At 69.9% G+C, this 26,476-nt stretch carries 24 protein-coding genes and 1 tRNA gene; 14 read left to right on the plus strand and 11 right to left on the minus strand.

The features are described 5' to 3' along the window. The first annotated feature begins 20 nt into the window (after nt 1-20). The 3 genes from BKK81_RS07370 (at nt 21) to BKK81_RS07380 (ending at nt 4,260) form a co-directional block, all read left to right on the plus strand. Entirely contained in the window at nt 21-1,100 is a 1,080-nt protein-coding gene (locus BKK81_RS07370) for a 2,5-dihydroxypyridine 5,6-dioxygenase (RefSeq protein WP_071011729.1), read from the plus strand. Continuing rightward, a complete protein-coding gene (locus BKK81_RS07375; protein ID WP_071011731.1) occupies nt 1,093-1,779 on the plus strand; it encodes an N-carbamoylsarcosine amidohydrolase in 687 nt (228 codons plus the stop codon). Before BKK81_RS07370 ends, BKK81_RS07375 begins: the two co-directional genes overlap by 8 nt. A 138-nt stretch (nt 1,780-1,917) precedes the next feature. After that, a complete protein-coding gene (locus BKK81_RS07380) occupies nt 1,918-4,260 on the plus strand; it encodes a xanthine dehydrogenase family protein molybdopterin-binding subunit (protein WP_071011733.1) in 2,343 nt (780 codons plus the stop codon). A gap of 13 nt (nt 4,261-4,273) precedes the next feature. Here the strand turns inward: BKK81_RS07380 and BKK81_RS07385 are convergent, their stop codons facing one another. Together BKK81_RS07385 and BKK81_RS07390 are read right to left on the minus strand one after the other, a co-directional pair. Beyond that, nucleotides 4,274-4,762, minus strand: coding sequence for a MarR family winged helix-turn-helix transcriptional regulator (locus BKK81_RS07385; protein WP_071011734.1), 489 nt, complete (start codon nt 4,760-4,762; stop codon nt 4,274-4,276). A gap of 140 nt (nt 4,763-4,902) precedes the next feature. After that, complete coding sequence (locus BKK81_RS07390; protein ID WP_083383994.1) at nt 4,903-5,973, minus strand: Bug family tripartite tricarboxylate transporter substrate binding protein; 1,071 nt, start codon at nt 5,971-5,973, stop codon at nt 4,903-4,905. Between the two features lie 292 nt (nt 5,974-6,265). Between BKK81_RS07390 and BKK81_RS07395 the strand changes: the two genes are divergently transcribed. The 4 genes from BKK81_RS07395 to BKK81_RS07410 all read left to right on the plus strand — a co-directional run bounded on the left by BKK81_RS07395 (nt 6,266) and on the right by BKK81_RS07410 (nt 9,584). Further along, complete coding sequence (locus BKK81_RS07395) at nt 6,266-7,192, plus strand: DMT family transporter (RefSeq protein WP_156811166.1); 927 nt, start codon at nt 6,266-6,268, stop codon at nt 7,190-7,192. 49 nt (nt 7,193-7,241) lie between these two features. Further along, on the plus strand, nt 7,242-8,030 hold the full coding sequence (locus tag BKK81_RS07400; protein ID WP_071011736.1) for an SDR family oxidoreductase: 789 nt from the start codon (nt 7,242-7,244) through the stop codon (nt 8,028-8,030). 94 nt (nt 8,031-8,124) lie between these two features. Next, nucleotides 8,125-8,526, plus strand: coding sequence for a methylglyoxal synthase (locus BKK81_RS07405; protein ID WP_071011737.1), 402 nt, complete (start codon nt 8,125-8,127; stop codon nt 8,524-8,526). 77 nt (nt 8,527-8,603) lie between these two features. Then, nucleotides 8,604-9,584, plus strand: coding sequence for a quinone oxidoreductase family protein (locus BKK81_RS07410; protein WP_071011739.1), 981 nt, complete (start codon nt 8,604-8,606; stop codon nt 9,582-9,584). 75 nt (nt 9,585-9,659) lie between these two features. On the opposite strand, the gene BKK81_RS07415 is transcribed toward BKK81_RS07410, so the two are convergent. The 6 genes from BKK81_RS07415 to BKK81_RS07440 all read right to left on the minus strand — a co-directional run bounded on the left by BKK81_RS07415 (nt 9,660) and on the right by BKK81_RS07440 (nt 16,240). After that, entirely contained in the window at nt 9,660-9,953 is a 294-nt protein-coding gene (locus tag BKK81_RS07415; RefSeq protein ID WP_071011740.1) for a YkvA family protein, read from the minus strand. 180 nt (nt 9,954-10,133) lie between these two features. Next, nucleotides 10,134-11,279 carry a BMP family ABC transporter substrate-binding protein gene (locus BKK81_RS07420; protein ID WP_071011742.1) on the minus strand — a complete coding sequence of 382 codons (1,146 nt, stop codon included), beginning with the start codon at nt 11,277-11,279 and terminating at the stop codon, nt 10,134-10,136. Nucleotides 11,280-11,339: 60 nt separating this feature from the next. Beyond that, a complete protein-coding gene (locus BKK81_RS07425; protein WP_071011743.1) occupies nt 11,340-12,260 on the minus strand; it encodes an ABC transporter permease in 921 nt (306 codons plus the stop codon). 9 nt (nt 12,261-12,269) lie between these two features. Then, entirely contained in the window at nt 12,270-13,361 is a 1,092-nt protein-coding gene (locus BKK81_RS07430) for an ABC transporter permease (protein WP_071011745.1), read from the minus strand. After that, nucleotides 13,354-14,919, minus strand: a complete 1,566-nt coding sequence (locus BKK81_RS07435) for an ABC transporter ATP-binding protein (RefSeq protein WP_071011747.1) — start codon at nt 14,917-14,919, stop codon at nt 13,354-13,356. The genes BKK81_RS07430 and BKK81_RS07435 overlap by 8 nt, the downstream gene beginning before the upstream one ends. Nucleotides 14,920-15,310: 391 nt before the next feature. Further along, nucleotides 15,311-16,240 carry a pirin family protein gene (locus BKK81_RS07440; RefSeq protein WP_071011749.1) on the minus strand — a complete coding sequence of 310 codons (930 nt, stop codon included), beginning with the start codon at nt 16,238-16,240 and terminating at the stop codon, nt 15,311-15,313. Between the two features lie 701 nt (nt 16,241-16,941). Here BKK81_RS07440 and BKK81_RS07445 point away from each other — a divergent pair. The 4 genes from BKK81_RS07445 to BKK81_RS07460 are packed head-to-tail and all read left to right on the plus strand — an operon-like array spanning nt 16,942 to nt 20,430. Beyond that, on the plus strand, nt 16,942-17,658 hold the full coding sequence (locus tag BKK81_RS07445) for an ABC transporter permease (protein WP_071011751.1): 717 nt from the start codon (nt 16,942-16,944) through the stop codon (nt 17,656-17,658). Nucleotides 17,659-17,685: 27 nt separating this feature from the next. Further along, nucleotides 17,686-18,600, plus strand: coding sequence for a glycine betaine ABC transporter substrate-binding protein (locus BKK81_RS07450; RefSeq protein WP_197523951.1), 915 nt, complete (start codon nt 17,686-17,688; stop codon nt 18,598-18,600). A 10-nt stretch (nt 18,601-18,610) separates the two neighbouring features. Then, the gene (locus BKK81_RS07455; protein ID WP_071011754.1) at nt 18,611-19,258 is read left to right on the plus strand and encodes an ABC transporter permease; all 648 of its coding nucleotides are present in this window, start codon (nt 18,611-18,613) and stop codon (nt 19,256-19,258) included. Between the two features lie 2 nt (nt 19,259-19,260). Further along, complete coding sequence (locus BKK81_RS07460) at nt 19,261-20,430, plus strand: osmoprotectant ABC transporter ATP-binding protein OsmV (RefSeq protein ID WP_071011756.1); 1,170 nt, start codon at nt 19,261-19,263, stop codon at nt 20,428-20,430. Nucleotides 20,431-20,565: 135 nt separating this feature from the next. Here the strand turns inward: BKK81_RS07460 and BKK81_RS07465 are convergent, their stop codons facing one another. Continuing rightward, nucleotides 20,566-22,143: an aldehyde dehydrogenase (NADP(+)) gene (locus BKK81_RS07465; RefSeq protein WP_071011758.1), complete on the minus strand. Its 1,578-nt coding sequence runs from the start codon at nt 22,141-22,143 to the stop codon at nt 20,566-20,568. 150 nt (nt 22,144-22,293) lie between these two features. Further along, entirely contained in the window at nt 22,294-23,043 is a 750-nt protein-coding gene (locus BKK81_RS07470; protein ID WP_071011759.1) for a FadR/GntR family transcriptional regulator, read from the minus strand. Nucleotides 23,044-23,183: 140 nt separating this feature from the next. Here BKK81_RS07470 and gudD point away from each other — a divergent pair, with 140 nt between their 5' ends. From gudD to BKK81_RS07485, 3 genes are all read left to right on the plus strand, one after another. Beyond that, nucleotides 23,184-24,557, plus strand: coding sequence for a glucarate dehydratase (gene gudD, locus BKK81_RS07475; RefSeq protein ID WP_071011761.1), 1,374 nt, complete (start codon nt 23,184-23,186; stop codon nt 24,555-24,557). 73 nt (nt 24,558-24,630) lie between these two features. After that, on the plus strand, nt 24,631-25,677 hold the full coding sequence (locus tag BKK81_RS07480; RefSeq protein WP_083383996.1) for a Bug family tripartite tricarboxylate transporter substrate binding protein: 1,047 nt from the start codon (nt 24,631-24,633) through the stop codon (nt 25,675-25,677). Nucleotides 25,678-25,750: 73 nt separating this feature from the next. Further along, complete coding sequence (locus BKK81_RS07485; RefSeq protein WP_071016198.1) at nt 25,751-26,134, plus strand: hypothetical protein; 384 nt, start codon at nt 25,751-25,753, stop codon at nt 26,132-26,134. A gap of 84 nt (nt 26,135-26,218) precedes the next feature. Here the strand turns inward: BKK81_RS07485 and BKK81_RS07490 are convergent. Further along, nucleotides 26,219-26,308: transfer RNA gene (locus tag BKK81_RS07490), tRNA-Ser, on the minus strand. Between the last annotated feature and the right edge of the window lie 168 nt (nt 26,309-26,476).

Below are 26,476 nucleotides of genomic sequence, written 5' to 3' on the forward strand. Positions count from 1 at the left end.
TTGCCTTCGGAGGAACAGAGATGTCCGTAAGCGACTACGACCTGACCCGGGCGTGGCAGCAGGTGCTGGCACTGTCGAAGCTGGAGCCCGGCCAGACCGTCACCGTGCTGACCGGTGCCGCCACGCATCCGCAGACGCTGCGCACCGCGCTGGTGGCGGCCGCATCGATGGGCGCCATCGTCAACCGGCTGGACCTGCCGCCGGTCAACGGCGACAAGGCACTGAGCCGCGATGCGCTGGCCTACCTCGGCACCACGCCGCTGACCGGCAACGCGGCCGCCATCGCTGCGCTCAAGGCGAGCGACCTGGTGCTCGACCTGATGACACTGCTGTTCTCGCCCGAGCAGCATGACATCCTCTCCGCCGGCACCCGGATCCTGCTGGCGGTGGAGCCGCCCGAGGTGCTCGTGCGCATGGTGCCGACGGCAGCGGACCGCGCGCGCGTGAAGGCTGCCACGGCACGCCTGGCGCGCGCGCGCCGGATGCAGGTCGTCTCCGACGCCGGCACCGACCTGTGCTGCCGCCTGGGTGAGTTCCCGGCCATCAGCGAATACGGCTTCGTCGACGAAGCCGGCCGCTGGGACCACTGGCCGAGCGGCTTCGTGCTGACCTGGCCGGACGAGGGGGGCACCGACGGCACCATCGTGCTGGACCGCGGCGACATCCTGCTGCCGATGAAGTCCTATGTGCAGGCACCGATCCGCGTCACGGTGGAGGCCGGCTACGTGACCGCCATCGAAGGCGGCCTGGATGCCGAACTGCTGGCCGACTACATGGCCTCGTTCAACGATCCCGAGGCCTATGCGATGTCGCATGTCGGCTGGGGCCTGCAGCCGCGCGCGAGCTGGGCGGCGCTGGCCATGTACGACCGCGAGGCCACCATCGGCATGGACGCGCGCGCCTACGAAGGCAATTTCCTCTGCTCGTTCGGCCCCAACAACGAAGCGGGCGGCAGCCGCACCACCGCCTGCCACATCGATATCCCGATGCGCCGCTGCACCGTGAGCCTGGATGGTGAGCCGGTAGTGGTGCGCGGCCAGGTGATGGATGGACACCACGCACCCGTCGCCACACGGTTCAAGGAGAAGCGCCATGCATGAGGAGGTCCAGACCTACCAGCGGCAGGGCTTCGGCACCGCGATGGAGATCGCGCCGCCGTTCGGGCTGCTGGTCATCGATTTCGTCAACGGCTTCGCCGACCCCGCGGTCTTCGGCGGCGGCAATATCCCCGAGGCCATCCGCCGCACGCAGCCGCTGTTGCGGGCGGCGCGCGAGCAGGGCTGGCCGGTGGCGCACAGCCGCATCGTGTTCGCCGACGACGATGCCGACCACAATATCTTCACGCTGAAGGTACCCGGCATGCTGACGCTGAAGGAGCACGGCCACAACAGTGCCATCGTGCCGGAGCTGGCTCCGGTCGCCGGCGAACTGGTGGTGCGCAAGACGGTGCCATCCGCCTTCTTCGGCACCGCGCTGGCGGCCTGGCTGACGCAGCGCGGCGTGCGGACCTTGCTGGTGGCCGGCTGCGTCACCAGCGGCTGCGTGCGCGCCAGCGTGGTGGACGCGATGTCGCTGGGCTTCCGCCCGCTGGTGGTCTCGGACTGCGTGGGCGACCGCGCGCTGGGCCCGCACGCGGCCAATCTGTTCGATATGGAGCAGAAGTACGCCACGGTGCTCAGCCGCGACGAGGCGCTGGCACAGATCGCGCAGATTGCGCAGATTGCGCAGATTGCGCAATCTGCGCGGAACGGCGCGGCGGGCAGGCGTGCCGAAGCCTGAGCGGCACCGCGCGCGCCGGGCCTGGCATCATGCTTCCAGTTGGTCCGGCGCGTCGTCGTACCCAAGCTATGGCAGGATACCGGCAGCCATGGCCGCCCGCGCGGTGGCCGGTACCCGGCGGTAAAGCATCCAGGATCCATGACGGCGACTCTCTTCGACACCAATCCCGATCCCCGGCAGGATCCCCGGCACGATGCCGCTGCGACGAGCTCCTCCCCGCGCGCGCAGCGCCTGGCGCTGCTGCAGGCCAGCGGCGTGCTGCTGGTGACGCGTGCGCCGCAGGCGGCGGCGCGGCCGGCGCCGGGCCAGCCGGGCGCCGCCTCGGACTACGTGCCGGCCTTGCCGGACATCTTCGTGGCGGTGCGCGAAAGCGGCGAGGTGCTGGCCTTCAACGGCCACGTGGACCTGGGCACCGGTATCCGCACCGCGCTGGCGCAGATCGTGGCCGAGGAACTGGATGTGCCGCTGTCGCGCGTGCGCATGGTGCTGGGCCATACCGAGGCGACCCCCAACCAGGGGCCGACCATCGCCAGCGCCTCGATCCAGATCTCCGCCATACCGCTGCGCCGCGCCGCGGCGCAGGCGCGTGCGTGGCTGCAGGCGCGCGCCGCGCAGCGGCTCGGTGTGCCTGCCGACGCGCTCGGGGCCGAGGACGGCGCATGGCGCGTAGCGGGTCCGGCGGATCCGTGCGTGACGCGGGAACGGATCGGCTACGGGGCGCTGGTGGCGGGAGAGCATATCGAGCTGCCGCTGGCCGACGACGTGCCCACCAAGCCGGTCGAGTCCTACCGCATCGTCGGGCGCGCGGCGGGGCGCGTCGACATCCCGGGCAAGGTATATGGCGAGCTGACCTTCGTGCACGACGTGCGTGTGCCCGGCATGCTGCATGGACGGGTGGTGCGCCCGCCGTATGCCGGCCGCGACAGTGGCGGCTTCGTCGGCACCAGCCTGCTGGAGGTCGACCGAGCCTCCGTCGCCGGGGTGCCAGGCCTGGTCGCGGTGGTGGTGCAGGGCGACTTCGTCGGCGTCGTGGCCGAGCGCGAGGAGCATGCGGTGCTGGCGGCCCGCCGCCTGCGCGTGCGCTGGAAGCCGGTGCCGCCGCTGCCCGCGCTCGACGACCCCGAGCCCGCGCTGTGCGCCAATCCCGCCACGCGCCGCGCGCTGCTGGACGAGGGCGCGACGGTGCCGGCGGGGGCCGCCGCCACGCTGGCGCGGCGCTTCGTCTGGCCCTACCAGATGCACGGCTCCATCGGGCCCTCGTGCGCGCTCGCCGACTGGCGCGATGAAGGCTTGACGGTCTGGTCCGGCACGCAGAATCCGCATGTGCTGCGCATCGACCTGGCACGATTGTGCGGGCTGGACGAGGCGCACGTCGAGATCGTGCGCATGGAGGCGGCCGGCTGCTATGGCCGCAACTGTGCCGACGACGCCAGTGCCGATGCGGTGCTGTTGTCGCGTGCCGTGGGCCGTCCGGTGCGCGTGCAGCTATCGCGCGAGCAGGAGCACCTGTGGGAGCCGAAGGGCGCGGCGCAACTGATGGATGTCAGCGCCACGCTGGGCGCCGGCGGCGAACTGCTGGCTTACGACTTCGTCAGCCGCTATCCGTCCAACGATGCCCCGACGCTGGCGTTGCTGCTCACCGGGCAGGTGTCCAACGCACCGCGCACGCTCGAGATGGGCGATCGCACCGCCGTGCCGCCCTACGCTTATGCCAGCCGCCGCATCGCCTGCGATGACACCCCGGCCATCGTGCGTGCTTCGTGGCTGCGCGGCGTCTCGGCATTGCCGAACACCTTCGCGCACGAAGCCATGATCGATGAACTGGCGGCCTCGGCGGGCGCCGATCCCTTGGATTTCCGCCTGCGGCATCTGCCAGACGAGCGCGCCGCGGAACTGTTGCGCGCCGTGGCCCGGGCGGCGGGCTGGCAACGCGGCGCGCGCGGCTCGCGTGGCGTGCCGGACGCCGACGGGCGCCTGCGCGGACGCGGCGTGGCCTACGCCCGCTATATCCACAGCCGCTTCCCGGGCTTCGGCGCGGCGTGGGCGGCGTGGATCCTCGATCTCTGCGTCGATGCGGCCAGCGGCAGCATCCGCGTCGAACGGATCGTCGTGGGCCAGGACACCGGCATGATGGTCAACCCGGACGGAGTGAGGCACCAGGTCCACGGCAATGTGGTGCAGGCACTGAGCCGCGTGCTGAAGGAGCAGGTGCGCTTCGACGGTGCCGGCGTGGCCAGCCGCGAATGGGGCAGCTACCCCCTGCTGACCTTCCCGGAGATCCCGCCGATCGAGGTGGTGCTGGTGCCGCGCCAGGCGGAGCCGCCGCTGGGGGCGGGAGAATCCGCCTCCCTGCCGGGCGCGCCGGCCGTGGCCAACGCGCTGTTCGATGCCACCGGCCTGCGCCTGTGCCGGCCGCCGTTCACCCCCGAGGCCGTGCAGGCCGCGCTGGCGGCCCGCGATCACGGCGAGCGCGGAGGCTGAGGCGGGGCTGGCGCTAGCGTTCGTCGTCGGCGCCGCCGCGCTCGTCGAATTCGCTCATCTTGCGCAGCAGGTAGGTCACCGCCACGCGTTCGGCCGGGTTCAGGCCGCCGAAGGTCTGCTCGGAGATGCGCTGGGCGAACGGCACGGTCTCGCGCACCAGGTCGAGGCCGGCCGGCGTCAACGTGACCACCACCTTGCGGCGGTCGTTGGGATCGTGCGAGACCGCGATCAGCTTGCGCGCCTTGAGCCGTTCGATCACGCCGCGCACGGTGGCCTGGTCGATCGCGGTGGCGCGCACGATCTCGTTGAGCGAGCAGGATTGCCGCTCATTGACCGCGCACAGCACTACGAACTGCGCGGCGGTCAGCTGCGAATCCGGGATGGTCTGCTGGAAGATCGCCACGTGGCGCTGGTAGGCGCGGCGCAGCAGGTGGCCCACCTGCTCGGTGAAGTCGTAGCCGGTGTCGGCCTGGCCGGCGGGCTGGTCGGGAGAAGAGGGCACGTCGATCGTGGTGCGAGAGAGGAGTGCCCCGAGTATACCGACGAAGGCATGATGCCGATGCGTGATCCCGGCAAGGCGTGCCGGTGACGCAGCGCGGCCCGCTGCGGGACCGGCTGCGTCGTCGGGCACCCGGGCGGGGTTCAGTCGACGGTGATACCCGCGCTCTTGGCCACCTTGCCGAAGCGCTCGTACTCCTGCAGCGTCAGCGCCTGCAGCGCCGCCGCGCTGGAACCCTGCGGGCTGAAGCCGGCCTGCACCAGCTTCTCGCGCACGGCAGCCTGGCCCAGTGCCTCGACGAAGGCAGCGTTGAGCACTTGCACCACCGGCGCCGGCAGGTTGGCCGGGCCGTACACGCCGAACCAGGGATCGACCGCGTAGCCGGGCAGGCCGGCCTCGGCCAGGGTCGGCACGTTGGGCAGCGAGGGCGAGCGGTTCTTGCCCGCCACCGCGAGGGGACGCAGCTTGCCGGCCTGGATGTGCGGCAGCGAGGCCGGCAGGTTGTCGAACATCACCTGCACGTGGCCGCCCAGCATGTCGTTGATGGCGGGGCTGCTGCCCTTGTAGGCCACGTGGACCAGGCTGGTGTGCGTCATCTGCGAGAACATCGCGCCGGCCAGGTGCATCGAAGTGCCGGCGCCGGCGGTGGCGAAGGTCAGGCCGGGATGGGCCTTGGCGTAGGCGATCAGCTCGGGCACGCTCTTGACCGGCAGCGAGGGGCTGACCTCCAGCACGATGGTCGAGTTGCCCAGCAGGCTGATGGCGGTGAAGTCCTTGCGCGGGTCGAAGGGGACGTGCTGGTAGATGTGCGGGTTCAGGGCGTTGGTCGAGATGGCGCCGAAGCCGATGGTATAGCCATCCGGCGCGGCCTTGGCCACCGCGTCCATGCCGATGTTGCCGCCGGCGCCAGGCCGGTTTTCCACCACCACCGGCTGGCCCAGCTTCTGCGCGACCTTCTCGCCCACGGTGCGCGCCACCAGGTCGGTGGTGCCGCCGGCGGCGTAGGGGACGATGAAGCGGATGGGCTTGGCGGGGAAGTCGCCGGCGGCATGCGCGGCCGGCAGCGCCAGCGCCGCCAGGCCGCCGCCGAGCGTGCCGGCCAGCGCCGCCGTCAGCAGCCGGCGGCGCTGGCGTGTCGGGGCGCCGGACGTGCCGGACGTGCCGGACGCGGCAGGCTGGTGCGGATGCAGTGTGGGTGCGGACAGGGTTGCCATCTGGGAGTCTCTCCTTGCTTGGTATTGTCTGGCATTGTTTCTGCCGGGGCAGGCCGCGCCGCGAAGCGAGGCAGGGCGCACAGCATACGGCACCGCGCGCAGCGCTGCCAGCCGTCGCACCGGGGCGGCGCAGGGATGGTCAAGGGAAGGTGTTTCGGGGGGGCGAGGGACGGCCGATGCACGCGGCGCTTTTCGCATACAATCGTCGCGTCGTCCGTCCGACCCTGTTTTGCACCGACTCACTTACGACCGCACGCCATCGCCCCGGCGCGGCGGTGAAGCCATCCTAGCCGTGCCCGCGTCCCCCAAAACCCTGACCCTGCCGGCCGAGGCCCATGCGCCCTCGCGCGGGGGACTGGCCGTTGCCGCCATCGGCGCGGTGCTGTTCTCCGCCAAGGCCATCGTCGCCAAGCTGATGTACCGCTACCAGGTCGACGCGGTGATGGTGATCACGCTGCGCATGCTGTTCGCCGTGCCGCTCTTCATGGCGATCGGCTGGTGGCAGTCGCGCCGGCTGCCGGCACTGTCCTGGCCCGACCGCGGCCGCGTGGTCTTTCTCGGCTTCATCGGCTACTACCTGTCGAGCTTCCTGGATTTTCTCGGCCTGCAGTACATCACCGCGGGGCTGGAACGCCTGATCCTGTTCCTGACGCCATCCTTCGTGCTGCTGGCCACCGCTCTGCTGTTCAAGCGCTCGATCGCCCCGCGCCAGTGGCTGTCGCTGCTGCTCGCCTACGCCGGCATCGTGCTGGTGTTCGCGCACGACCTCGATGTCAGCGGCAACGGCGTGTGGCTGGGCGGCGCGCTGGTACTGGGCAGCGCGGCCACCTATGCGATCTACCTGATCGCCAGCGGCGAACTGGTGCGGCGCGTCGGCTCGCTGCGCCTGGTGGCTTACGCCATGTGCGTTTCCACGGCCTGCTGCGCGCTCCAATACCTGCTGCTGGGCCGCACGCTCGGTGAGCTGGCCCAGCCCGCGCCGGTGCTCTGGCTGTCGGCCGTCAATGCGGTGTTCTGTACCGTGCTGCCGGTCTCGCTGACCATGGTGGCGGTGGCCCGCATCGGCGCGCCGATGGCATCCCAGGCCGGCATGATCGGGCCGGTCTCCACGCTGCTGCTCGGCTTCTGGCTGCTGGGCGAGCCGATCTCCGGCGCGCAGCTGGCCGGCAGCGCGCTGGTGCTGGGCGGCATGTACCTGTTGTCGGCGCGCAAGGCCTGAGCAGCGCGGCGGCATTCCCGAACCTGACGAACAAGACAAGGAGAGTGAGATGGATCTCGGACTGCGTGGCAAGCATGCGCTGGTGTGCGGCGCCAGCAAGGGCCTCGGCTTCGCCTGCGCGGACGCGCTGGCGGCGGAGGGTGTCGACGTGGTGATCGTGGCGCGCGGCGCCGAGGCGCTGGAGAAGGCCGCGGCCGACCTGCGCGCCCGGCATGGCCGCCGCGTGGTGGCGGTGGCCACCGACATCACCACCTCGGCCGGCCGCCAGGCCGCGCTGGAGGCGGTGGCCAAGCTGGGCGACCTGGACATCCTGGTCAACAATGCCGGCGGGCCGCCTCCGGGCAACTTCCGCGACTGGGGCCGCGACGACTGGCTGGCCGCGCTGGACGCCAATATGCTGACCCCGATCGAGCTGATCAAGGCCACCGTCGACGGCATGATCGCGCGCAAGTGGGGCCGCATCATCAACATCACCAGCGGCGCGGTCAAGGCGCCGATCGACGTGCTCGGCCTGTCCAACGGCGCGCGTTCCGGCCTGACCGGCTTCATTGCCGGCCTGGCGCGCGAAGTGGCCCAGCACGGCGTGACCGTCAACAACCTGCTGCCGGGCCCGTTCAACACGGACCGCCTCTTCAAGACCATGGAGGGCGGTGCCAAGAAGGCCGGCCTGAGCGTCGAGGAGGTGGCCAGCAAGCGGGCCGCGCTGAATCCTTCGCGCCGCTTCGGCGATCCGGCCGAGTTCGGTGCCACCTGCGCCTTCCTGTGCAGCCGCCAGGCCGCCTACATCACCGCGCAGAACATCCTGCTCGATGGCGGCGCGTATCCCGGCACCTTCTGAGCGGGTGCTTGCTGAGCTGCCGTTTTCCGAGCCGCGTACCCGGGGCCGCGCCCCGGCGCGCGGCACGCGCCCTGTCTTGCCATGAGGAAATGAGATGACCCGCCCCTGCATCGCGCTGATCGCCCACGATCACAAGAAGGACGATATCGTCGCCTTCGCCGGCCGCCACCGCGATTTCCTCGCCCAGTGCGAGCTGGTGGCCACCGGCACCACCGGCGGCCGGCTGGCCGACGAGCTCGGCCTCGAGGTCACGCGCATGCTGTCCGGCCCCTGGGGCGGCGACCTGCAGATCGGCGCGCGCCTGGCCGAGGGCCGGGTGGCGGCGGTGTTCTTCCTGCGCGACCCGATGACGCCGCAGCCGCACGAACCCGACATCAACGCGCTGGTGCGCGCCTGCGACGTGCACAACGTGCCCTGCGCCACCAACGTGGCCACCGCGGACCTGCTGATCGCCGAACTGTGCCGGCGGCACGCCGCCGCCGAACGGACGGCGTGAGTCTTCCCGGCCGTCCGCGCCGCGCAGGCGCCGGACGGTCTCCTGCCATGCCGTATGCCAACGAGAGGAGAACTGTGATGAGCAAAGCCATCCGTATCACGGAGACCGGCGGTCCCGAGGTGATGCAGTGGGTCGACGTCGAGGTGGGCGAGCCCGGCCCCGGCCAGGTGCGCGTGCGCCACGAGGCGGTCGGCCTGAACTATATCGACGTCTATTTCCGTACCGGCCTGTACAAGCAGCCGCTGCCGGCTGGCCTGGGCATGGAAGGTGCCGGCGTGGTCGAGGCGGTGGGCGCGGGCGTGGGCCACCTGAAGGCCGGCGACCGCGTGGCCTATGCGGGTCGCCCGACCGGTGCCTACGCGCAGGTGCGCGTGATGCCCGCCGACATCGTGGTGCGGCTGCCGGAGTCGATCTCCTTCGAGCAGGGCGCCGCCATGATGCTGCAAGGGCTGACCTCGCAGTACCTGCTGCGCGACAGCTATCGCGTGCAGCCCGGCGATACCGTGCTGTTCCACGCGGCCGCCGGCGGCGTCGGCCTGATCGCCTGCCAATGGCTGAAGGCCCTGGGTGCGACCGTGATCGGCACGGTCGGCAGCGAAGAGAAGGCGGCCCTGGCGCGCGCCCACGGCTGCGACCATACCATCCTCTATACCAGCGAATCCTTCGTCGACCGGGTCAAGGAGATCACCGGCGGCAAAGGCGTGCCGGTGGTCTACGACTCGATCGGCAAGGACACTTTCAACGGTTCGCTGGACTGCCTGGCGCCGCGCGGCACCATGGTCAGCTTCGGCAACGCCTCCGGCCCGGTGCCGCCGGTGGATATCTCGGTGCTCGGCAACAAGGGCTCGCTGCGCCTGACCCGGCCGACGCTGATGACCTACGTGGTGCACCGCGAACTGCTGGAGCCGATGGCGGCCGAGCTGTTCGAGGTGGTGGCTTCGGGCAAGGTCAAGATCGAGGTCAACCAGCGCTACGCGCTGTCCGAGGTAGCGCAGGCGCACCGCGACCTGGAGGGCCGCAAGACCACCGGCTCCACCGTGCTGCTGCCCTGGGCCTGAGCCCGAGCCTCATCGGGCCGGCCTTGCGCGCCGGCCGCGGTGCGGGCCCGCTCGAGGGCCCCCTCAAGGGTCCGCTCAGCGCGCCCGCACCGTGGTGGCGCCGGCGCGCGCCTCGGCCTGCCGCAGCACGTGGGGCGGCAGGCGCTTGAGCATGAAGTGGACGGCGAGCGGAATCAGCACCACGTCGTCCACCAGCCCCAGCCCGGCGATGAAGTCGGGAATCAGGTCGATCGGCGACAGCGCGTACAGCACCAGGCCGGCGGTGGCGGGGCGCAGCCAGGCCGGTGCGTCGGGATGGCGCAGTGCGTGCCAGAGCAGGCGGCCGTCACGCCGCACCAGCGTCAGCAGGGCGGAAAATCTTTTCCACATTTGAGAGGGCTCCTTCACATGCGAAGGCGGCCAAGCCGGTGGGCACCATGAAAAACGCCGCCTGCGGACTATCTTGGTCCGCAGGCGGCGCTTTCAAGTTCCGGCAAGCTGCGCCGCCGGAGAGCGTGGCTGATAGTGCATGCCCGCAGGCATGCACCGTCCGCCATGGCAGGGCGGCAATCAGCCCGGGATCTTGCCTTCCACGCCTTCGACGTAGAACTTGATGCCATGCAGGAAGCCGTCGTCGGCGACCTGGTCCTTGGCCAGCTGTTCCTTGCCGGTGTTGTCCTTCAGCGGACCCTTCCAGATCGGCGCGGTGCCGTCGACGATGCCCTTCTTGCGCGCTTCCACCAGCGCCTTGACGTCATCCGTCACGTCGGCGTTGAACGCCTTCAGGTCGATCATGCCTTCCTTCAGGCCCCACCAGCTGGTGCCGTTGGTCCACTTGTTGTCGAGCACGTCGCCGACCACCTTGTTGTAGTAGACGCCCCAGGAGATCACCGACGCGGCCAGGTGGGCCTTGTCGCCGAACTTGCTCATGTCGCTGTCCCAGCCGAAGGCATGCACGCCCTTTTCCTGGGCGGTCTGCACCACGGCCGCCGAGTCGGTGTTCTGCATCAGCATGTCGACACCCTGGCCGATCAGGGTGGTGGCCGCTTCGCGTTCCTTGCCCGGATCGAACCACTTGTTGACCCAGACCACCTTGACGGTCGCCTTCGGGTTGACGCTGCGCGCGCCCAGCGTGAACGAGTCGATGTTGCGGATCACCTCGGGGATGGGTACCGAGGCCACCACGCCCATCTTGCCGGTCTTGCTCATCTTGCCGGCCACCACGCCGGCTAGGTAGGCGCCCTCATAGGTGCGCACGTCGTACTGGGCCAGGTTGTCGGCGGTCTTGAAGCCGGTGGCATGCTCGAACTTCACGTCCGGGAATTCCTTGGCCACCTTCAGCATCGACTCCATGAAGCCGAAGCTGGTGCCGAAGATCAGCTTGTTGCCCTGGCTGGCCAGGTCGCGGAACACGCGCTCGGCGTCGGCGGCCGATTCGGGCACGTTCTCGACGAAGGTGGTCTTGACCTTGTCGCCGTACTTCTCTTCCACCGCCTTGCGTCCCACGTCGTGGGCGAAGGTCCAGCCGGCATCGCCGACCGGTCCGATGTACACGAAGGCGACCTTGAGCGGCTCGGCCTTCTGCTCGGCCGCCGGAGCGGAGGCGGGCGCCGCCGTCTCGGCCGGCTTCTCGGCCTCCTTCTTGCCGCAGCCGGCCAGGGCCAGCAGCGCGGTGGCGGCCAGGGCTGCCAGGGTCTTCCTGCGCGTCATGATCATGATTCGATTTCTCCTTGTGGTAATGGCTGTTGTGTAGGCAGTGAAAGGGGGGGGGCGGGCTCAGGCGCTGCCGGGCCGGAATGGGCGGCCCAGCGAGGCGGGCATATTGAGGCGGATCCAGGCCGGGTTGCGCGAGATCACCGCGAGCACGACGATGGTGGCGGCATAGGGCAGCATCGACAGGACCTGCGACGGTACCGACACGCCGATGCTCTGCAGGTAGAACTGCAGGATGGTGACGCCGCCGAACAGCCAGGCACCGACCAGCACGCGCCCCGGGCGCCAGGTGGCGAAGGTGGTCAGCGCCAGCGCGATCCAGCCGCGCCCGGCCACCAGGTTCTCCACCCACATGGGCGTGTAGACCAGCGACAGGTAGGCGCCGGCCAGGCCGCAGCAGGCGCCGCCGAACAGCAGCGCGCCGAAGCGGATCAGCCGCACCGGATAGCCGAGCGCGTGCGCCGACTCGGGCGATTCGCCGACCGCGCGCAGCACCAGGCCGGCGCGCGTGCGGAACAGGAACCACATGATGGCGAAGCACAGCAGCACGCTGGCATAGACCATCCAGTGCTGCTGGAAGAAGGCGGGGCCGAAGAAGGGCAGGTCGGCCAGGCCGGGGATGGACCTGGCCTGGGCCGGCATGGCGTAGCCGACGAAGCGCTGGCCCATGAAGGCCGACAGCCCGGTGCCGAAGATGGACAGCGCCAGCCCGGTGGCGACCTGGTTGGTGGCGAGTACCAGCGCCAGCCAGGAGAACAGCGTGGCCATCAGCATGCCGGCGGCGGCACCGGCGAGGAAACCGAGCATCGGCGACTGCGTCTGGTAGCCGACCATGAAGCCGAGCGCGGCGGCCACCAGCATCATGCCTTCGGCACCCAGGTTGAGCACGCCGGCGCGTTCGTTGATCAGCAGCCCGAGCGCCGCGAGCAGCAGCGGCGTGCCTGCGTTGATGGCGGTGGCGATGAGGGGAGCGAGTTGTTCCATGGGTCGGGTTCAGGCAGTCCGGGTGCGCCAGCGCAGGCGGTTCTCGATCAGCGTGTCGCAGGCGAGCAGGAAGAACAGCAGCATGCCCTGGAAGACCCAGCCGATGGCCGACGGCAGTCCGAGGCGCGATTGCGCCATCTCGCCGCCGATGTAGAAGAGGGACATCACGATGCCGCCGAACACCGCGCCCACCGGGTGCAGGCGGCCGACGAAGGCGACGATGATGGCGGTGAAGCCGTAGCCCGGCGAGATCGACGGCAGCAGCTGGCCGATCGGCCCGGTGACCTCGAAGGCGCCGGCCAGCCCGGCGGTGCCGCCGGACACCAGCAGCGCGTTCCACAGCGAACGCCGTGCCGAGAAGCCCGCATAGCGCGCCGCCAGCGGCGCGGTGCCGCCGACCTGCAGCCGGTAGCCGGCGAAGCTGCGGAAGATGAACACCGTCATCAGCACCACCAGCACCAGCATCACGGCGAAGCCCGCGTGCAGGCGCGAGCCGGGCAGCAGGTTGGGCAGCAGGAACTCGGGCGAGAACACCTTGGACTGCGGGAAGTTCATGCCGTTGGGGTCCTTGAGCGGGCCGTTGACCACGTACAGCATGGCCTGCTGGGCGATATAGGTCAGCATCAGCGAGACCAGGATCTCATTGGCGTTGAAGCGGTCGCGCAGGGCCGCCGTCAGCGACGCCCACAGCATGCCGCCGGCAATGCCGGCCAGCGATGCCAGGACCAGCACCACGGTGCCGTTGATGGTGTGGCCAGGCACGTCGAACCACAGCACGGTGGCGCCGGCGAAGATGCCGCCGACGATCAGCTGCCCGTCGGCGCCGATGTTCCACACATTGGCGCGGTAGCAGACCGACAGGCCGAGCGCGCACAGCACCAGCGGCACGGTCTTCAGCAGCACCTCGCCGATGGCGCGCTTGTCCTTGAGCGGGTCGGCCAGGAAGACCTTGAGCGCGGCCACCGGATCCTTGCCCAGCAGCACGAACAGCAGCGCGCCGAAGGCCAGGGTCAGCAGCAGGGCGAAGATGGGCGAGGCATAGGCCATGCGGCGCGAGGGCTCGCCGCGCGGCGCCAGCGCGAAGGGCAGCAGGTCAGCCATGATGGGCCACCTCCGCGGTTTCGTGCCGGCTGGCCGGCCCGCCTTCCCACAGGCCGCTCATCCACAGTCCCACCTGCTCGCGCGTGGCCTGCTCGGTGGGGATGGAGGGCGACAGCCTGCCCTTGGCGATCACATGCAGCCGGTCGCAGATGGCGAACAGCTCATCGAGTTCCTCGGATACCACCAGGATCGCGCAGCCGGTCGCCTTCATCGCCAGGATCTCGTTGTGGATCTGCGCCGCGGCGCCGACGTCGACGCCCCAGGTGGGCTGGGCCACGATCAGGACCTTGGGGCCGCTCTCGATCTCGCGGCCGACGATGAACTTCTGCAGGTTGCCACCCGACAGGCTCTTGGCCAGCGCCTGCGGCCCGGCGGCCTTGACGCGGAAGCGGCTGATGACGGCGGCCGCCAGCCCGGCGGCAGCTTTCGGCGAGACCAGGCCGTGGCGCACATAGGGCGGCGCCTGGTGCGACAGCAGCGTGTTCGCCGCCAGGCTCATGCCCGGTACGGCGCCGCGGCCGAGGCGCTCTTCCGGCACGAAGGACAGGCCGGCGCGGCGGCGCGCGCGCGCGTCGAGCCGGCCTACCGGCTTGCCCGCCAGCGCCACGGCGCCATGGTCGGCGCGCGTATCTTCGCCGGACAGCGCGCCCAGCAGTTCCTGCTGGCCGTTGCCCGAGACGCCCGCGATGCCGACGATCTCGCCGGCGTGGACGTCCAGCGCGATCTTCTCCAGTTCGGTGGCAAAGGCATGCGCGCGCGGCAGCGACAGGCCGCGCACGGTCAGGCGCACCGGTCCGCGCTCGGTGGCGATGCGCGCCTCGCGAGGCGGCTCGCCGCCGATCATCAGGCGCGACAGCGAGGCCGCGGTTTCCTGGCGCGGGTCGCACACGCCGGTCACCTTGCCCATGCGCATCACGGTGGCGTGATGGCAGAGCGCGCGGATCTCGTCGAGCTTGTGGCTGATGTAGAGGATGCTGGTGCCTTCGTCCGACAGCTGGCGCAGCGTGACGAAGAGGGTTTCCACGGCCTGCGGTGTCAGCACCGAGGTCGGCTCGTCGAGGATCAGCAACTGCGGCCTGGCCAGCAGGGCGCGCACGATTTCCACGCGCTGGCGCTCACCGACCGACAGCGTGTGCACGTGGCGGTTGGGCTCGAGCGGCAGGCCGTAGCGCTCCGCCGTGGTGCGGATCTGCTCGGCGAGCTGCTTCATGCCGGTGCCGCGGCTGCCCTGCGGCAGGCCCAGCGCGATGTTCTCGGCCACCGTCAGCGTGTCGAACAGCGAGAAATGCTGGAACACCATGGCGATGCCCAGGTTGCGGGCATCGTGCGGGCTGGAGATGGCGGCGGTGGCACCGTTGAAGTGCACCTCGCCGGCATCGGGTTTGACGGCGCCGAAGATGATCTTCATTAGGGTGGACTTGCCGGCGCCGTTTTCGCCGAGGACAGCGTGGATCTCGCCGGGCGCGACGCTGAGGCTGACGTCGTCATTGGCGGTCACGCCGGGGTAGCGCTTGGTGATATGGGCAAGCGCCAGCCTTGGGGTGGTGGGTTGTGTCACTGAGGCGGCTCGTTTCGTATGGGCAGCAACGTATTGTCGGTATGGCGGAAAACGCGGCAGTGCGAGCGCAGCATGGCGGCGACGCATTGCAGCATTCATCATGCTTCCGTGATGCCTGTCATTTTGCTCGGATTATATAAGCGGGCGGGGCCGCGGCCTGTTGTTTCTCGGTCGTTTCCAGGCCCCGCAACGGTTGCAGGGAAGTTGCAAGTCGCATGCCGGGCATCGGCGGCCGGCTGGGGAGGGGAGGGGGGGCGTACTGCCTGCGCCGGCATGCCGCCCCGGGGTGCCGGGGCGGCGGGCGGGATAAAGACAAAACGCCCGGAGCCCGCCGTGTGTGGCGGGACTCCGGGCGCGTCCGGTGCGGGCCCCGGGGCGGGGCCGTGCGGGATCAGGCGCCGGCAGTCGCCGGGATCTGGGCGAAGCGGCCGTCGCGGTAGTCGGCCAGCGCTTCGTAGATCTGCTCCTGCGTGTTCATCACGAAGGGGCCGTACTGCGCGATCGGCTCGCCCAGGGGGCGCCCGGCGATGATCAGGAAGGCCGCATCCTGGCTGGCGCGCACGACCACGCCGTCGGCGCCCTCGGCATTGTCCAGGATGCCCATGCGCTGGGCTTCCAGTACCGCCGCGTCCGCGCCTTCGCCGACCGTGACCTCGCCGGCGTAGACGTAGACGAAGGCGTTGTGGCCGGCCGGCAGCGCCTGCGCGAACGCCTGTCCCGCCGGCAGGTGCACGTCGAGGTAGAGCGGTTCCGTCACCGGGCGGCTGACCGCGCCGGCGACGCCGTGCGAACTTCCGGCCAGCACGCGCGCGGTCGCGCCGTTGGCCAGCGCCACGCCCGGGATCGCCGCGCTGGGCAGGTCGCGGTACCAGGGCTTGGCCATCTTGTCGGCGGCAGGCAGGTTGAGCCAGAGCTGGAAGCCCTCCATGCGGCCGTCTTCCTGCTCAGGCATCTCCGAATGCACCACGCCGGCCCCGGCCACCATCCACTGGGCGCCGCCATTCTCCAGCAGGCCCTCGTTGCCGGCGCTGTCGCGGTGGCGCATGCGGCCGGCCAGCATATAGGTGATGGTCTCGAAGCCGCGGTGCGGGTGGGCGGGGAAGCCGCCGATGTAGTCGTCCTTGCTGTCCGAGCCGAAGGCATCGAGCATCAGGAAGGGGTCGAGCCGGCGCTGCAGGTTGTGCGTGAGCACGCGGGTCAGCTTGACGCCGTCGCCGTCCGAGGTAGGGATGCCGCGCACCACGCGATCGATGGCGCGCGAGCGGCGCACCGTTTCTTCTGCGGTGGCCGGTACGGTGGGGAAGCGGTTGCGGTGTTCCATGTTGTCGAATCTCCTGTTACGTGGCGGGGGCGAGGGGCGCGGCCGCCACGGTTTATCCACCCTCCCAATGTAAGGCTTGGGCGCGCCGGCGGTAGGGGTGGCGGCAGCAAAACATTGTTCTATCGGCGGCATCATTCGGCAGGAATTGCATTCAGCAGTGCAACACCTCTGGATCGGCGCCAGCCCTTGACCAGCCTCGGCTCGCGGGCATTCCGGCAGGGTACGGGAGCGGGTGCGATGTGCATGGTTTCAAGGGCGAAGATTGCTGAATGTGACAAATTGGATGGAGTTGTGTAAAATAGACATCTCTTTGCCATCCGTTGCTGCGAGTTCATGGGTCGCGAGTCCGCTCGCCTTGCCCTGCCGCAACGGCCGATTGATCCGGCGGCGCGTCGGAAACCTCATATTTGCGCTGCCACTGGCCTTCCGTTACCGGCATCTGCCGGCGTCCGGTTGCGCCGCTTCAGGGATCGTCCGGCCCGCCGGGCCGGCGTCCCGTCAATTGGGCCTCTCGCCGTGTGCATTGCTGCCGCGTGCTGGGGTCCGCCGCTCGTCCACCGGCCTGTCTGCCGGTCATGGCGGGCAATGCAATCTGATCCGGGCCAGGCGGCACCCCACCGCGACCGCTTGCGCCCTTCATGTCATCCGCCAGCCGGTGCCGGACAGTGCTTGGTCCGTGCCGGCCCGGAAAGAGGGGGAATATGTCGAAGCAATCCGTGCGGGCACTGGCCTGGGGATGCGTGACGCTTGCCGCGCTGGCCGCCCTGGCCGCGTGGATCGGCGTGGATGTCATCCGCCGCTACCAGGATCGCCTGCTGTACGACGTGGCCGATCACCTGCGGCTGGTGGCGTGGTCGATGGGACTGGCGCTGGCCACCGGCATCCCGGCCGGCATCGCGCTGAGCCGGCCCTGCATGCAGCGCTGGTCGGACCGGCTGATGCAGGTCTTCAACGTGGGCAATACCGTTCCCTCGCTGGCCGTGCTGGCGCTCGCGCTGGCCGTGTTCGGCATCGGCGAGCGTCCTGCCATCCTGGCGCTGTGGCTGGCCTCGCTGCTGCCCATCGTGCGCAATACCTGCGAAGGCCTGCGCCATGTCTCGCCCGCCTTGCGCGAGGCCGCGCGGGGCATCGGCATGACGCCGGCGCAGCAACTGCTGCGCGTCGAGCTGCCCAATGCCCTGCCCGTGATCCTGGCCGGCGTGCGCATCAGCCTGGTGATCAATGTCGGCACGGTGCCGCTGTCCTTCCTGATCGGCGCCAATTCCCTGGGCGAGCTGATCTTCCCGGGCATCTATCTGAACAACCAGCCGCTGCTGCTGCTGGGTGCGGCCGCCACGGCGCTGCTGGCGCTGGCCCTGGACGGCCTGTTCGCCGCCGCCGGCCACCTGTACCTGAGCCGGCGCGGGCTGGGGCGCTGAATGGCGTCCAACGAGAAGGAGAATCCGATGCAATCGATCCGAGGTGCCATCGCGCGCCTGTTGATCCTGGCCGCCGCCGGCCTGGCGCTGGTGCACACCGCCGCGCATGCCCAGCCCGAGGTGGTCAGGGTGGGCGGCAAGAACTTCACCGAGCAGCTGATCCTGGCCTCGATGACCTCGCAATACCTGCAGGCCAAGGGCGTGCCGACCGAGCTGACCACCGGCCTGGGCAGCACGCTGATGCGCCAGGCGATGGAGAACGACCAGCTCGATGTGGTGTGGGACTACACGGGCACCGCGCTGATCGTTTTCAACAAGGTGGAGGAGAAGCTCGATGCCCAGGCCAGCTATGAGCGCGTCAAGGCGCTCGATGCGGCGCGCGGGCTGGTGTGGCTGGATGCTTCCGCCGTCAACAACACCTATGCGCTGGCGATGCCGCGCCGGCGCGCCGAGGCTGCCGGCGTCACCACGCTGTCGCAGCTCGCGCAGAAGATGCGCGACGCAGGGGAGGGCACGCGCCATCCCTTCGCCGTCGACATGGAGTTCGCCGCGCGGCCCGACGGGCTGGAGCCGCTCAAGCTCAGCTACCAGCTGCCGTTCACGCGGCGCGACGTGATCCAGCTCGATCCGGGCCTGGTCTATACCGCGCTGAAGAACGACCAGGTCGAACTGGGCCTGGTGTACACCACCGATGGCCGCGTCAAGGGCTTCGACCTCGCGCTGCTGGAGGACGACCAGCATTTCTTCCCGGCCTACAACGCTGTGCCGGTGGTGCGCAAGGCCACGCTGGAGCGCCATCCGGAACTGGCCGGCCTGCTCAACGCCCTGTCGGCCAGGCTCGACAACGAGAAGATGACGACGATGAATTACCAGGTCGACATCGAGCAGCAGCCGGTGGACAAGGTCGCGCAGGACTTCCTGCGCAGCCAGGGCCTGATCTGAGGAGAGCGGCATGGACCTGTTGAGCTACCTCCAACATAGCTGGCCGATGCTGCTGCGGCTGACCGGCGAGCATCTGGCCCTGGTCGGTTCGGCGGTGGGCATGGCGGTGCTGATCGGCGTGCCGCTGGGCATCCTGATCACCCGCTTCCGCTGCCTGGCCGCGCCGCTGCTGGCGCTGGCCACCATCGTGCTGACGCTGCCGTCGATCGCGCTGTTCGGGCTGATGATCCCGGTCTTCGCCCGCTTCGGCCACGCGCTGGGCTATGTGCCGGCGGTGACCGCGGTCTTCCTGTATTCGCTGCTGCCCATCATGCGCAACACCTATACGGCGCTGGCCAATGTCGACCCCGGCATCCAGGAGGCGGGGCGCGGCATCGGCATGACGCCGTGGCAGCGCCTGCGCCTGGTCGACCTGCCGCTGGCGGTGCCGGTGATCCTGGGTGGCGTGCGTACCGCCGTGGTGATGAATATCGGCGTGGCCACCATCGCAGCCCTCATCGGCGCCGGCGGCCTTGGGGTGCTGATCCTGCAGGCGATCAGCCAGAGCAATATGAGCAAGCTGGCCATCGGCGCCGTTCTCGTCAGCCTGCTCGCCATCGTGGCCGATGCCTGCCTGCAGTGGCTGCAGAAGGCCCTGACACCGAAAGGAATCCGCTGACCATGATCGAACTCGACCGACTCACAAAATCCTTCCCGCAGAAGGACGGCTCCGCGGTGACCGCCGTCGACGCCGTTTCCCTGACCGTCCCCAAGGGGGAGATCTGCGTGTTCCTCGGCCCGTCCGGCTGCGGCAAGACCACCACGCTGAAGATGATCAACCGCCTGATCCAGCCGACTTCGGGCATCGTGCGCATCGACGGCGAGGACACCACGGAGATCGACGAGGTGGCGCTGCGCCGCAAGATCGGCTACGTGATCCAGCAGATCGGCCTGTTTCCCAATATGACCATCGAGGAGAACATCATGGTCGTGCCGCGCCTGCTGGGCTGGGACAAGCAGCGCTGCCGCGAGCGCGCGCGCGAGCTGATGGCGATGGTGCAGCTCGATCCCGATCGCATGCTGTCGCGCTATCCGCGCGAGCTGTCGGGCGGCCAGCAGCAGCGCATCGGCGTGATCCGCGCGCTGGCCGCGGATGCGCCGGTGCTGCTGATGGACGAGCCCTTCGGCGCGGTCGACCCGATCAACCGCGAGAGCATCCAGAACGAGTTCTTCCAGATGCAGCGGCAGCTTGGCAAGACCGTGATCATGGTGTCGCACGACATCGACGAGGCCATCAAGCTGGGCGACAAGGTGGCGGTGTTCCGGCGCGGCAAGCTGGTGCAGTTCGACCATCCCGATGCGCTGCTGGCGCATCCGGCCGATGACTTCGTGCAGGCCTTCGTCGGCCATGACAATACGCTGAAGCGCCTGTTGCTGGTGCGCGCCGGCGATGCCGCGACGATGCCGCCGGTGTGCCGCCCGGAGATGAGCCTGGGCGAGGCCTTCGCCCTGATGGATGAGCACGACGTGCGCCACCTGCCGGTGCTGGATGCCGGCCAGCGCGCGCTGGGCTACGTCGCGCGGCGCGATGCGCGCGCGCGCCAGGGCAGTTGCGCCGAGGCCTTGCGGCCGTTCGCCGCGGCCGCGGCGGCCGACGAGCACCTGCGCATCCTGCTGTCGCGCATGTACCAGCACAACACCAGCTGGCTGCCGGTGGTGGACGGGGATGGCGCTTATCTCGGCGAGGTCACGCAGGAATCGATCGCGGATTACCTGAGTTCGGGGCGTTCGCGCGGCAATGCGCAGGGCAATGCGCAGGGTAATGCGCGGGTGCTGGCCGCGGCGGCCTGAGGCCGGCTGAGGCTGCCTCAGGCATCGCATCGGCCCGGTTGGGGAAAGGGCGGCCGCAGGGCCGCCCTTTTTTCATTGAACAAGGCCGTGCCATCGGGCGGGGGGCACGGCGCTCCGGCCGCCGCCCGGCTGGGCTCAGCCCTTGACCGGCTCGCCGTCCTTGAGTCGCCACAGGTTCAGCGGATTGGCGTCCTGCAGGGCCGGCGGCAGCAGTTCGGCCGGCACGTTCTGGTAGCACACCGGGCGCAGGAAGCGTTCGATGGCGCTGGCGCCGACCGAGGTCGCGCGCGTGTCGGAGGTGGCCGGGAACGGGCCGCCGTGCACCATCGCGAACGAGACTTCCACGCCGGTCGGATAGCCGTTGAACAGCACGCGGCCCGCCTTGCGCTCCAGCACCGTCAGCAGGTTGCCGGCCTGGGCGTGGTCGGCGGCATCCGCCTGTACCGTGGCCGTCAACTGGCCTTCGAGGTGGCGGGCCACCGCCAGCATCTCGTCGGCATCGCGGCACACCACCAGCAGCGACGACGGTCCGAAGACTTCGGCCTGCGTGCGGTGGTCGGCCAGGAAGCGCGCGGCGGTGGTCTCGAACAGGGCCGGGCGTGCCTGGTTCGGGCCCGCGGCGGCGCAGCCCAGGCCGATGCGCTGCACGCCTTCGACCTCGGTGAGCTGCCCGACCCCTTGCTCGTAGGCGCGATGGATGCCGGGCGTCAGCATGGTCGCGGCGGCCTTGTCCTGCAGCGCGGCGACCGCGGCTGCACGGAAGGCATCCAGCGCGTCACCTTGCTGTGCCAGCACCAGGCCGGGATTGGTGCAGAACTGGCCCGCGCCCAGCACCAGCGAATCGACCAGGTCGCGCGCGATCTGGCCGCCGCGCGACCGCAGCGCGGCCGGCAGCAGGAAGACCGGGTTGATGCTGCTCATTTCCGCATAGACGGGGATCGGCTGCGGGCGGCTGCTGGCGACCTGCACCAGGGCCAGGCCGCCGGCGCGCGAGCCGGTGAAGCCGACCGCCTGGATGGCGGGATGCGCGACCAGCGCGGTGCCGATCGAGGTGCCGCAGCCGACCAGCAGGGAGAACACGCCTTCCGGCAGCCCGGCGTCGGCCACTGCCTTCTGGATCACGCGCCCGACCAGTTCCGAGGTGCCGAGGTGGGCCGAATGCGCCTTGACCACCACCGGGCAGCCCGCCGCCAGGGCCGAGGCGGTATCGCCGCCGGCCACCGAGAAGGCCAGCGGGAAATTGCTGGCGCCGAACACGGCCACCGGGCCCACCGCGATCTTCTGCAGGCGCAGGTCGGGGCGCGGCGGCGTGCGCTGGGGCAGGGCGCTGTCCAGCGTGGCCGACTGCCAGCGGCCGTCGCGCAGTACGCGGGCGAACAGGCGCAGCTGGCCGGCGGTGCGGCCGCGTTCGCCCTGCAGCCGCGCCAGCGGCAGGCCGCTTTCCGCGTGGGCGCGCTCGATCAGGGCATCGCCCAGCGCCTCGATGCCGTCGGCGATGGCTTCCAGCAGGCGGGCGCGGGTCTCGGGCGGGGTGTTGCGGAAGGTGTCGAAGGCGGCCTCCGCCAGGGCGCAGGCGCGCTCGACCTCGGCTTCCCCGCCGCCGCCGAAGACCGGCGCCAGGGTCTCGCCGGTGGCCGGATTGATCGCGTGGAGTCGGGTTTGCTGGCCGCGCACGGCACTGGCGCCGATCAGCATGTCGCCGGTGATGTTCATCTGGGTCTTCCTGCAAGGGGTTGGCGGCACCGGTCCGGGGGGGAGGGGGGCGGGCCGGCCGGAGACATCGGGCAGGCTGTGGTTCAGCCTCCTGTGATAAGACATCCTACAACATGGGATGTGCCACCGCAAGCGGCGTGCAGGCCCTCCTCAGGCCTCGTTCTCCAGGGCGGCGGAGGCCTTGCGCAGGCGCTCGCGGCTGTTGGTCAGGTGCATGCGCATGGCGGCCTTGGCCGCCTCGGGATCGCGCCGCTCGATGGCGTCGAAGATGTTCTCATGCTCGAAATTGACGCGTTCGAGGTACTGCTCGCGCTCGGGCGTGCTGACGTGCAGGCGGCTGCGCGGGATCACCATGGTGCCGAGGTGGCTCATGATGTCGGTGAAATAGCGGTTGCCGGTGGCGCGCGCGATCGCCAGGTGGAAGGCGAAGTCGGAGCCGACCGAATCCTGCCCTGCGGCGGCGGTGCGCTCCAGTTCGTCGAGCGCGCGGCGCATCTCGGCAAGCTCCGCCTCACTGCGCCGCGTCGCGGCCAGGCTGGCGGCCTCGGCTTCGAGGCTGACGCGGAATTCGAGCATGGCCAGCACATCCATCGCCGTGCCGACGGTGGCGGGGTCGAGGCGGAACGGTGTCGGTGCCTCGGCCGGCGGCGGCAGCACGAAGGTGCCGATGCCGTGGCGGGTTTCCACCAGTCCGCTGGCCTGCAGCCGCGACAGCGCTTCGCGCACCACCGTGCGGCTGACACCCAGCGCGGCCATGATCTCCGATTCCGTAGGCAGCTTGTCACCCGGCTTGAGCTGCCCCTGGCGGATGCGCTCGGTCAGGCTGCCGACGGCTTCCTCGGCCAGCGTGCGGCCGCGGCGGCGCGGGGAAGGTGAGGGGGCAAGCGCTTGGTTGGACATGGTGGCGGCGGATCTTGACCGGTTCTGGATAGCCTCATTATACTGCGTGATAAGTCATACGACGACTGATAACATATATGGGCCGGATGCCGATGCGATCCCCGCATGGCGGATCCGACCCTTCCGGAGACCCGGCCGCCATGCCCGAATCCCAGTCCACCGCCGCCGCCACCATCGGCGCTTCCTTCCCTGCCACGCCGGTGGTCACCGAGCTGACCGTGGTGCCCGTCGCCGGGCATGACAGCATGCTGCTGAACCTGTCGGGCGCGCACGGCCCCTTCTTCACGCGCAATATCGTCATCCTGCGCGATAGCGCCGGCCATACCGGCGTGGGCGAGGTGCCCGGCGGGGAAGGCATCCGCCGGACGCTCGAAGATGCCCGCGAGCTGGTCGTCGGCCAGCCGGTCGGCCACTACCAGGCGGTGCTCAACCGTGCCCGCGCCGCCTTCGCCAGCCGCGACGCAGGTGGCCGGGGGTTGCAGACCTTCGACCTGCGCATCGCCATCCATGCCGTCACCGCGCTGGAAGCGGCCCTGCTCGACCTGCTCGGCAAGCACCTCGGGGTGCCGGTGGCCGCATTGCTGGGCGAAGGCCAGCAACGCGACGCGGTGGAGATGCTCGGCTATCTGTTCTATATCGGCGACCGCGCGCGCACGCCCTTGCCCTACCGCAGCGAGGCCGACGCGGACAATGCCTGGTTCCGCTTGCGCAACGAAGCGGCAATGACACCGGAGGCGATCGTGAGCCTGGCCGAGGCGGCGCATGCGCGCTATGGCTTCAATGACTTCAAGCTCAAGGGTGGCGTGCTGCGCGGCGATGAGGAAATGGAAGCCGTCACGGCGCTGGCCGAGCGCTTTCCGCAGGCGCGCATCACGCTCGACCCGAACGGCGCCTGGTCGCTGGCGGAGGCGGTGCGGCTTTGCCGCGACAAGCACGGCGTGCTGGCCTATGCCGAAGATCCGTGCGGCGCGGAGGAGGGCTATTCCGGGCGCGAGATCATGGCTGAATTCCGCACCGCCACCGGCCTGCCTACCGCCACCAACATGATCGCGACCGACTGGCGGCAGATGGGCCATGCCGTGCGCCTGCGCGCGGTGGACATCCCGCTGGCCGATCCGCACTTCTGGACCATGCAGGGTTCGGTGCGGGTGGCGCAGATGTGCGCGGAGTGGGGCCTGACCTGGGGTTCGCACTCGAACAACCACTTCGACATCTCGCTGGCCATGTTCACGCACGTGGCTGCCGCCGCGCCGGGGCGCATCACGGCCATCGACACCCACTGGATCTGGCAGGACGGCGAGCGGCTGACCCGCACGCCGCTGGTGATCGAGGAAGGCAAGGTCAAGGTTCCCACCGCGCCCGGCCTGGGCGTCGAGCTGGACATGGCGCAGCTTGAGCTGGCACACGCGCGCTACAAGCGCCTGGGCCTTGGCGCGCGCGACGACGCTGCCGCCATGCAGTACCTGATTCCCGGCTGGCGCTTCGACAACAAGGCGCCGTGCATGGTGAGGTGATCCGCAGCGGCCGCACGGCCGCGCCTTTGCGCATTCCCATTCCACTCGAAACAGAACACAACGAGGAGACAATATGCTTGCATCCAACCTGGGCGCCGGCAGCCGGGCCGACGGCCGCCTGATCACGACCGTGCGCCGCCTGGCGCGCCACTCGGCCCTTGCGCTGGGCACCGCCCTGGCCCTGGCGGCGCATGCGACGGCGGCCGGCGCGGCCGCGCCGGCCTGGCCGCAGAAGGCTGTGTCGGTGGTCGTGCCGTTCCCGGCGGGCGGTTCCACCGATACCATCGCGCGCATGCTGGCGGCCCCGCTCAACGAGAAGCTGGGCCAGCCCTTCGTGGTCGACAACCGGCCGGGCGCGACCGGCGCCATCGGTGCCACCATGGTCAAGCGGGCGCCGGCCGACGGCTACACCATCATGGTCGCCTCGATCGGCGTCTACGCGGTCAATCCCTTCCTGCAGAAGCACCTGGCCTACGATCCGGCCAAGGACTTCGACCTGCTGACGGTCGCCGTGCGCGCGCCCAATGTGCTGGTGGCACGCACGGACTTTCCCGCCGGCAATGTGCGCGACCTGGTCGCCTACATGAAGAAGAATCCGGGCAAGGTGGCCTTCGCCACCTCGGGCGCCGGCTCTTCCGATCACCTGACCGCCGCGCTGTTCTGGCAGATGAGCGGCACCAGCGGCCTGCACGTGCCCTACAAGGGGGGCGCACCGGCCATCTCTGACCTGCTCGCGGGGCAGACCGACCTGTCCTTCCAGAACATCAACGCGGTGCTGCAGTACATCAAGGCCGGCAAGCTCAAGGCGCTGGCGGTCACCGCCGACAAGCGCGCCGCCGTGCTGCCCGACGTGCCGACCATGGCCGAAGCCGGTGTCAAGGATGTCGAGGTGTACTCCTGGCAGGGCGTGGCGGCGCCGCGCGGCCTGCCGGCCGACGTCAAGGCGCGCCTGCACGCGGCGCTGGTGGGCGCGCTCAACGAACCGGTCATGCGGCACAAGCTGGGCGAGAGCGGCTTCGAGGTGGTAGCCAATACTCCCGACCAGTTCGCGCAGTTCGAGCAGCAGGAACTGCAGCGCTGGAAGACGGTGATCGAAACCGGCAAGATCACGCTCGAATAGCCGTCTCAGGTCGCCAGGCACTCCCGCCGGCGCAAGGTGTACCGCGCCCTGGCGGGACGTGTATGCTGGCGCGGTGATCCGTGTCCTGTTGTCTCCTCCTTGCCTGCTGGTCGAAACGCGCTGGGGCATCCCGCGCGGCTTCGACGGGTTCGCGCCCGGTCCGCTGATCCTGCTGCGGCCGGGGGCGGACGCCGCCTTGCTGGCCCACGAAAAGGTGCACGTCCGGCAGTTCTGGCGCAGCTTCGGCCTGATGCCCTTGTGCTATCTGCTGAGCCGCCGCTGGCGCCTGCGCTACGAACTGGAAGCCTACCGGGAACAGATCCGCCATGCGGGCCCCGATGCCGTGCCGGCCTGCGCGCAGGCGCTGGCGCACGGCTATCGCCTGGGGATCACGGTGCAGCAGGCTCTCGGCCTGCTGATGGCGCCGGGCCCCGCCGAACGCAAGGCGCGCTCATGAGGTGGGGCCGGGCGACACGGCGGCGGCATCCCGGCATCCTCTACAATGGACACGGCCCGGGCGTTGGCCCGGGCCGTTTGAAGGTGGCGGAGACGGTGAGATTCGAACTCACGGATGGGTCACCCCATCGGCAGTTTTCAAGACTGCTGCCTTAAACCACTCGGCCACGTCTCCTGAAAGTGTACGCGCATTGTAGCGCGGCAGCCGGCGCTGGCCGGGCCGCTCATTATAGCAAGGGAGGGCGGTTCCAGGCAGGGGTAGTGGCCTGCCTCGGTGCCGGCCGGGGCAGGTCGCGGCGGCCATGCGGAACCTTGGCCGCCGAGGCGTGCTCCTAGTCATGTC

Origin of the sequence: Cupriavidus sp. USMAHM13 (assembly GCF_001854285.1) — a bacterium.
GTDB lineage: Bacteria > Pseudomonadota > Gammaproteobacteria > Burkholderiales > Burkholderiaceae > Cupriavidus > Cupriavidus malaysiensis.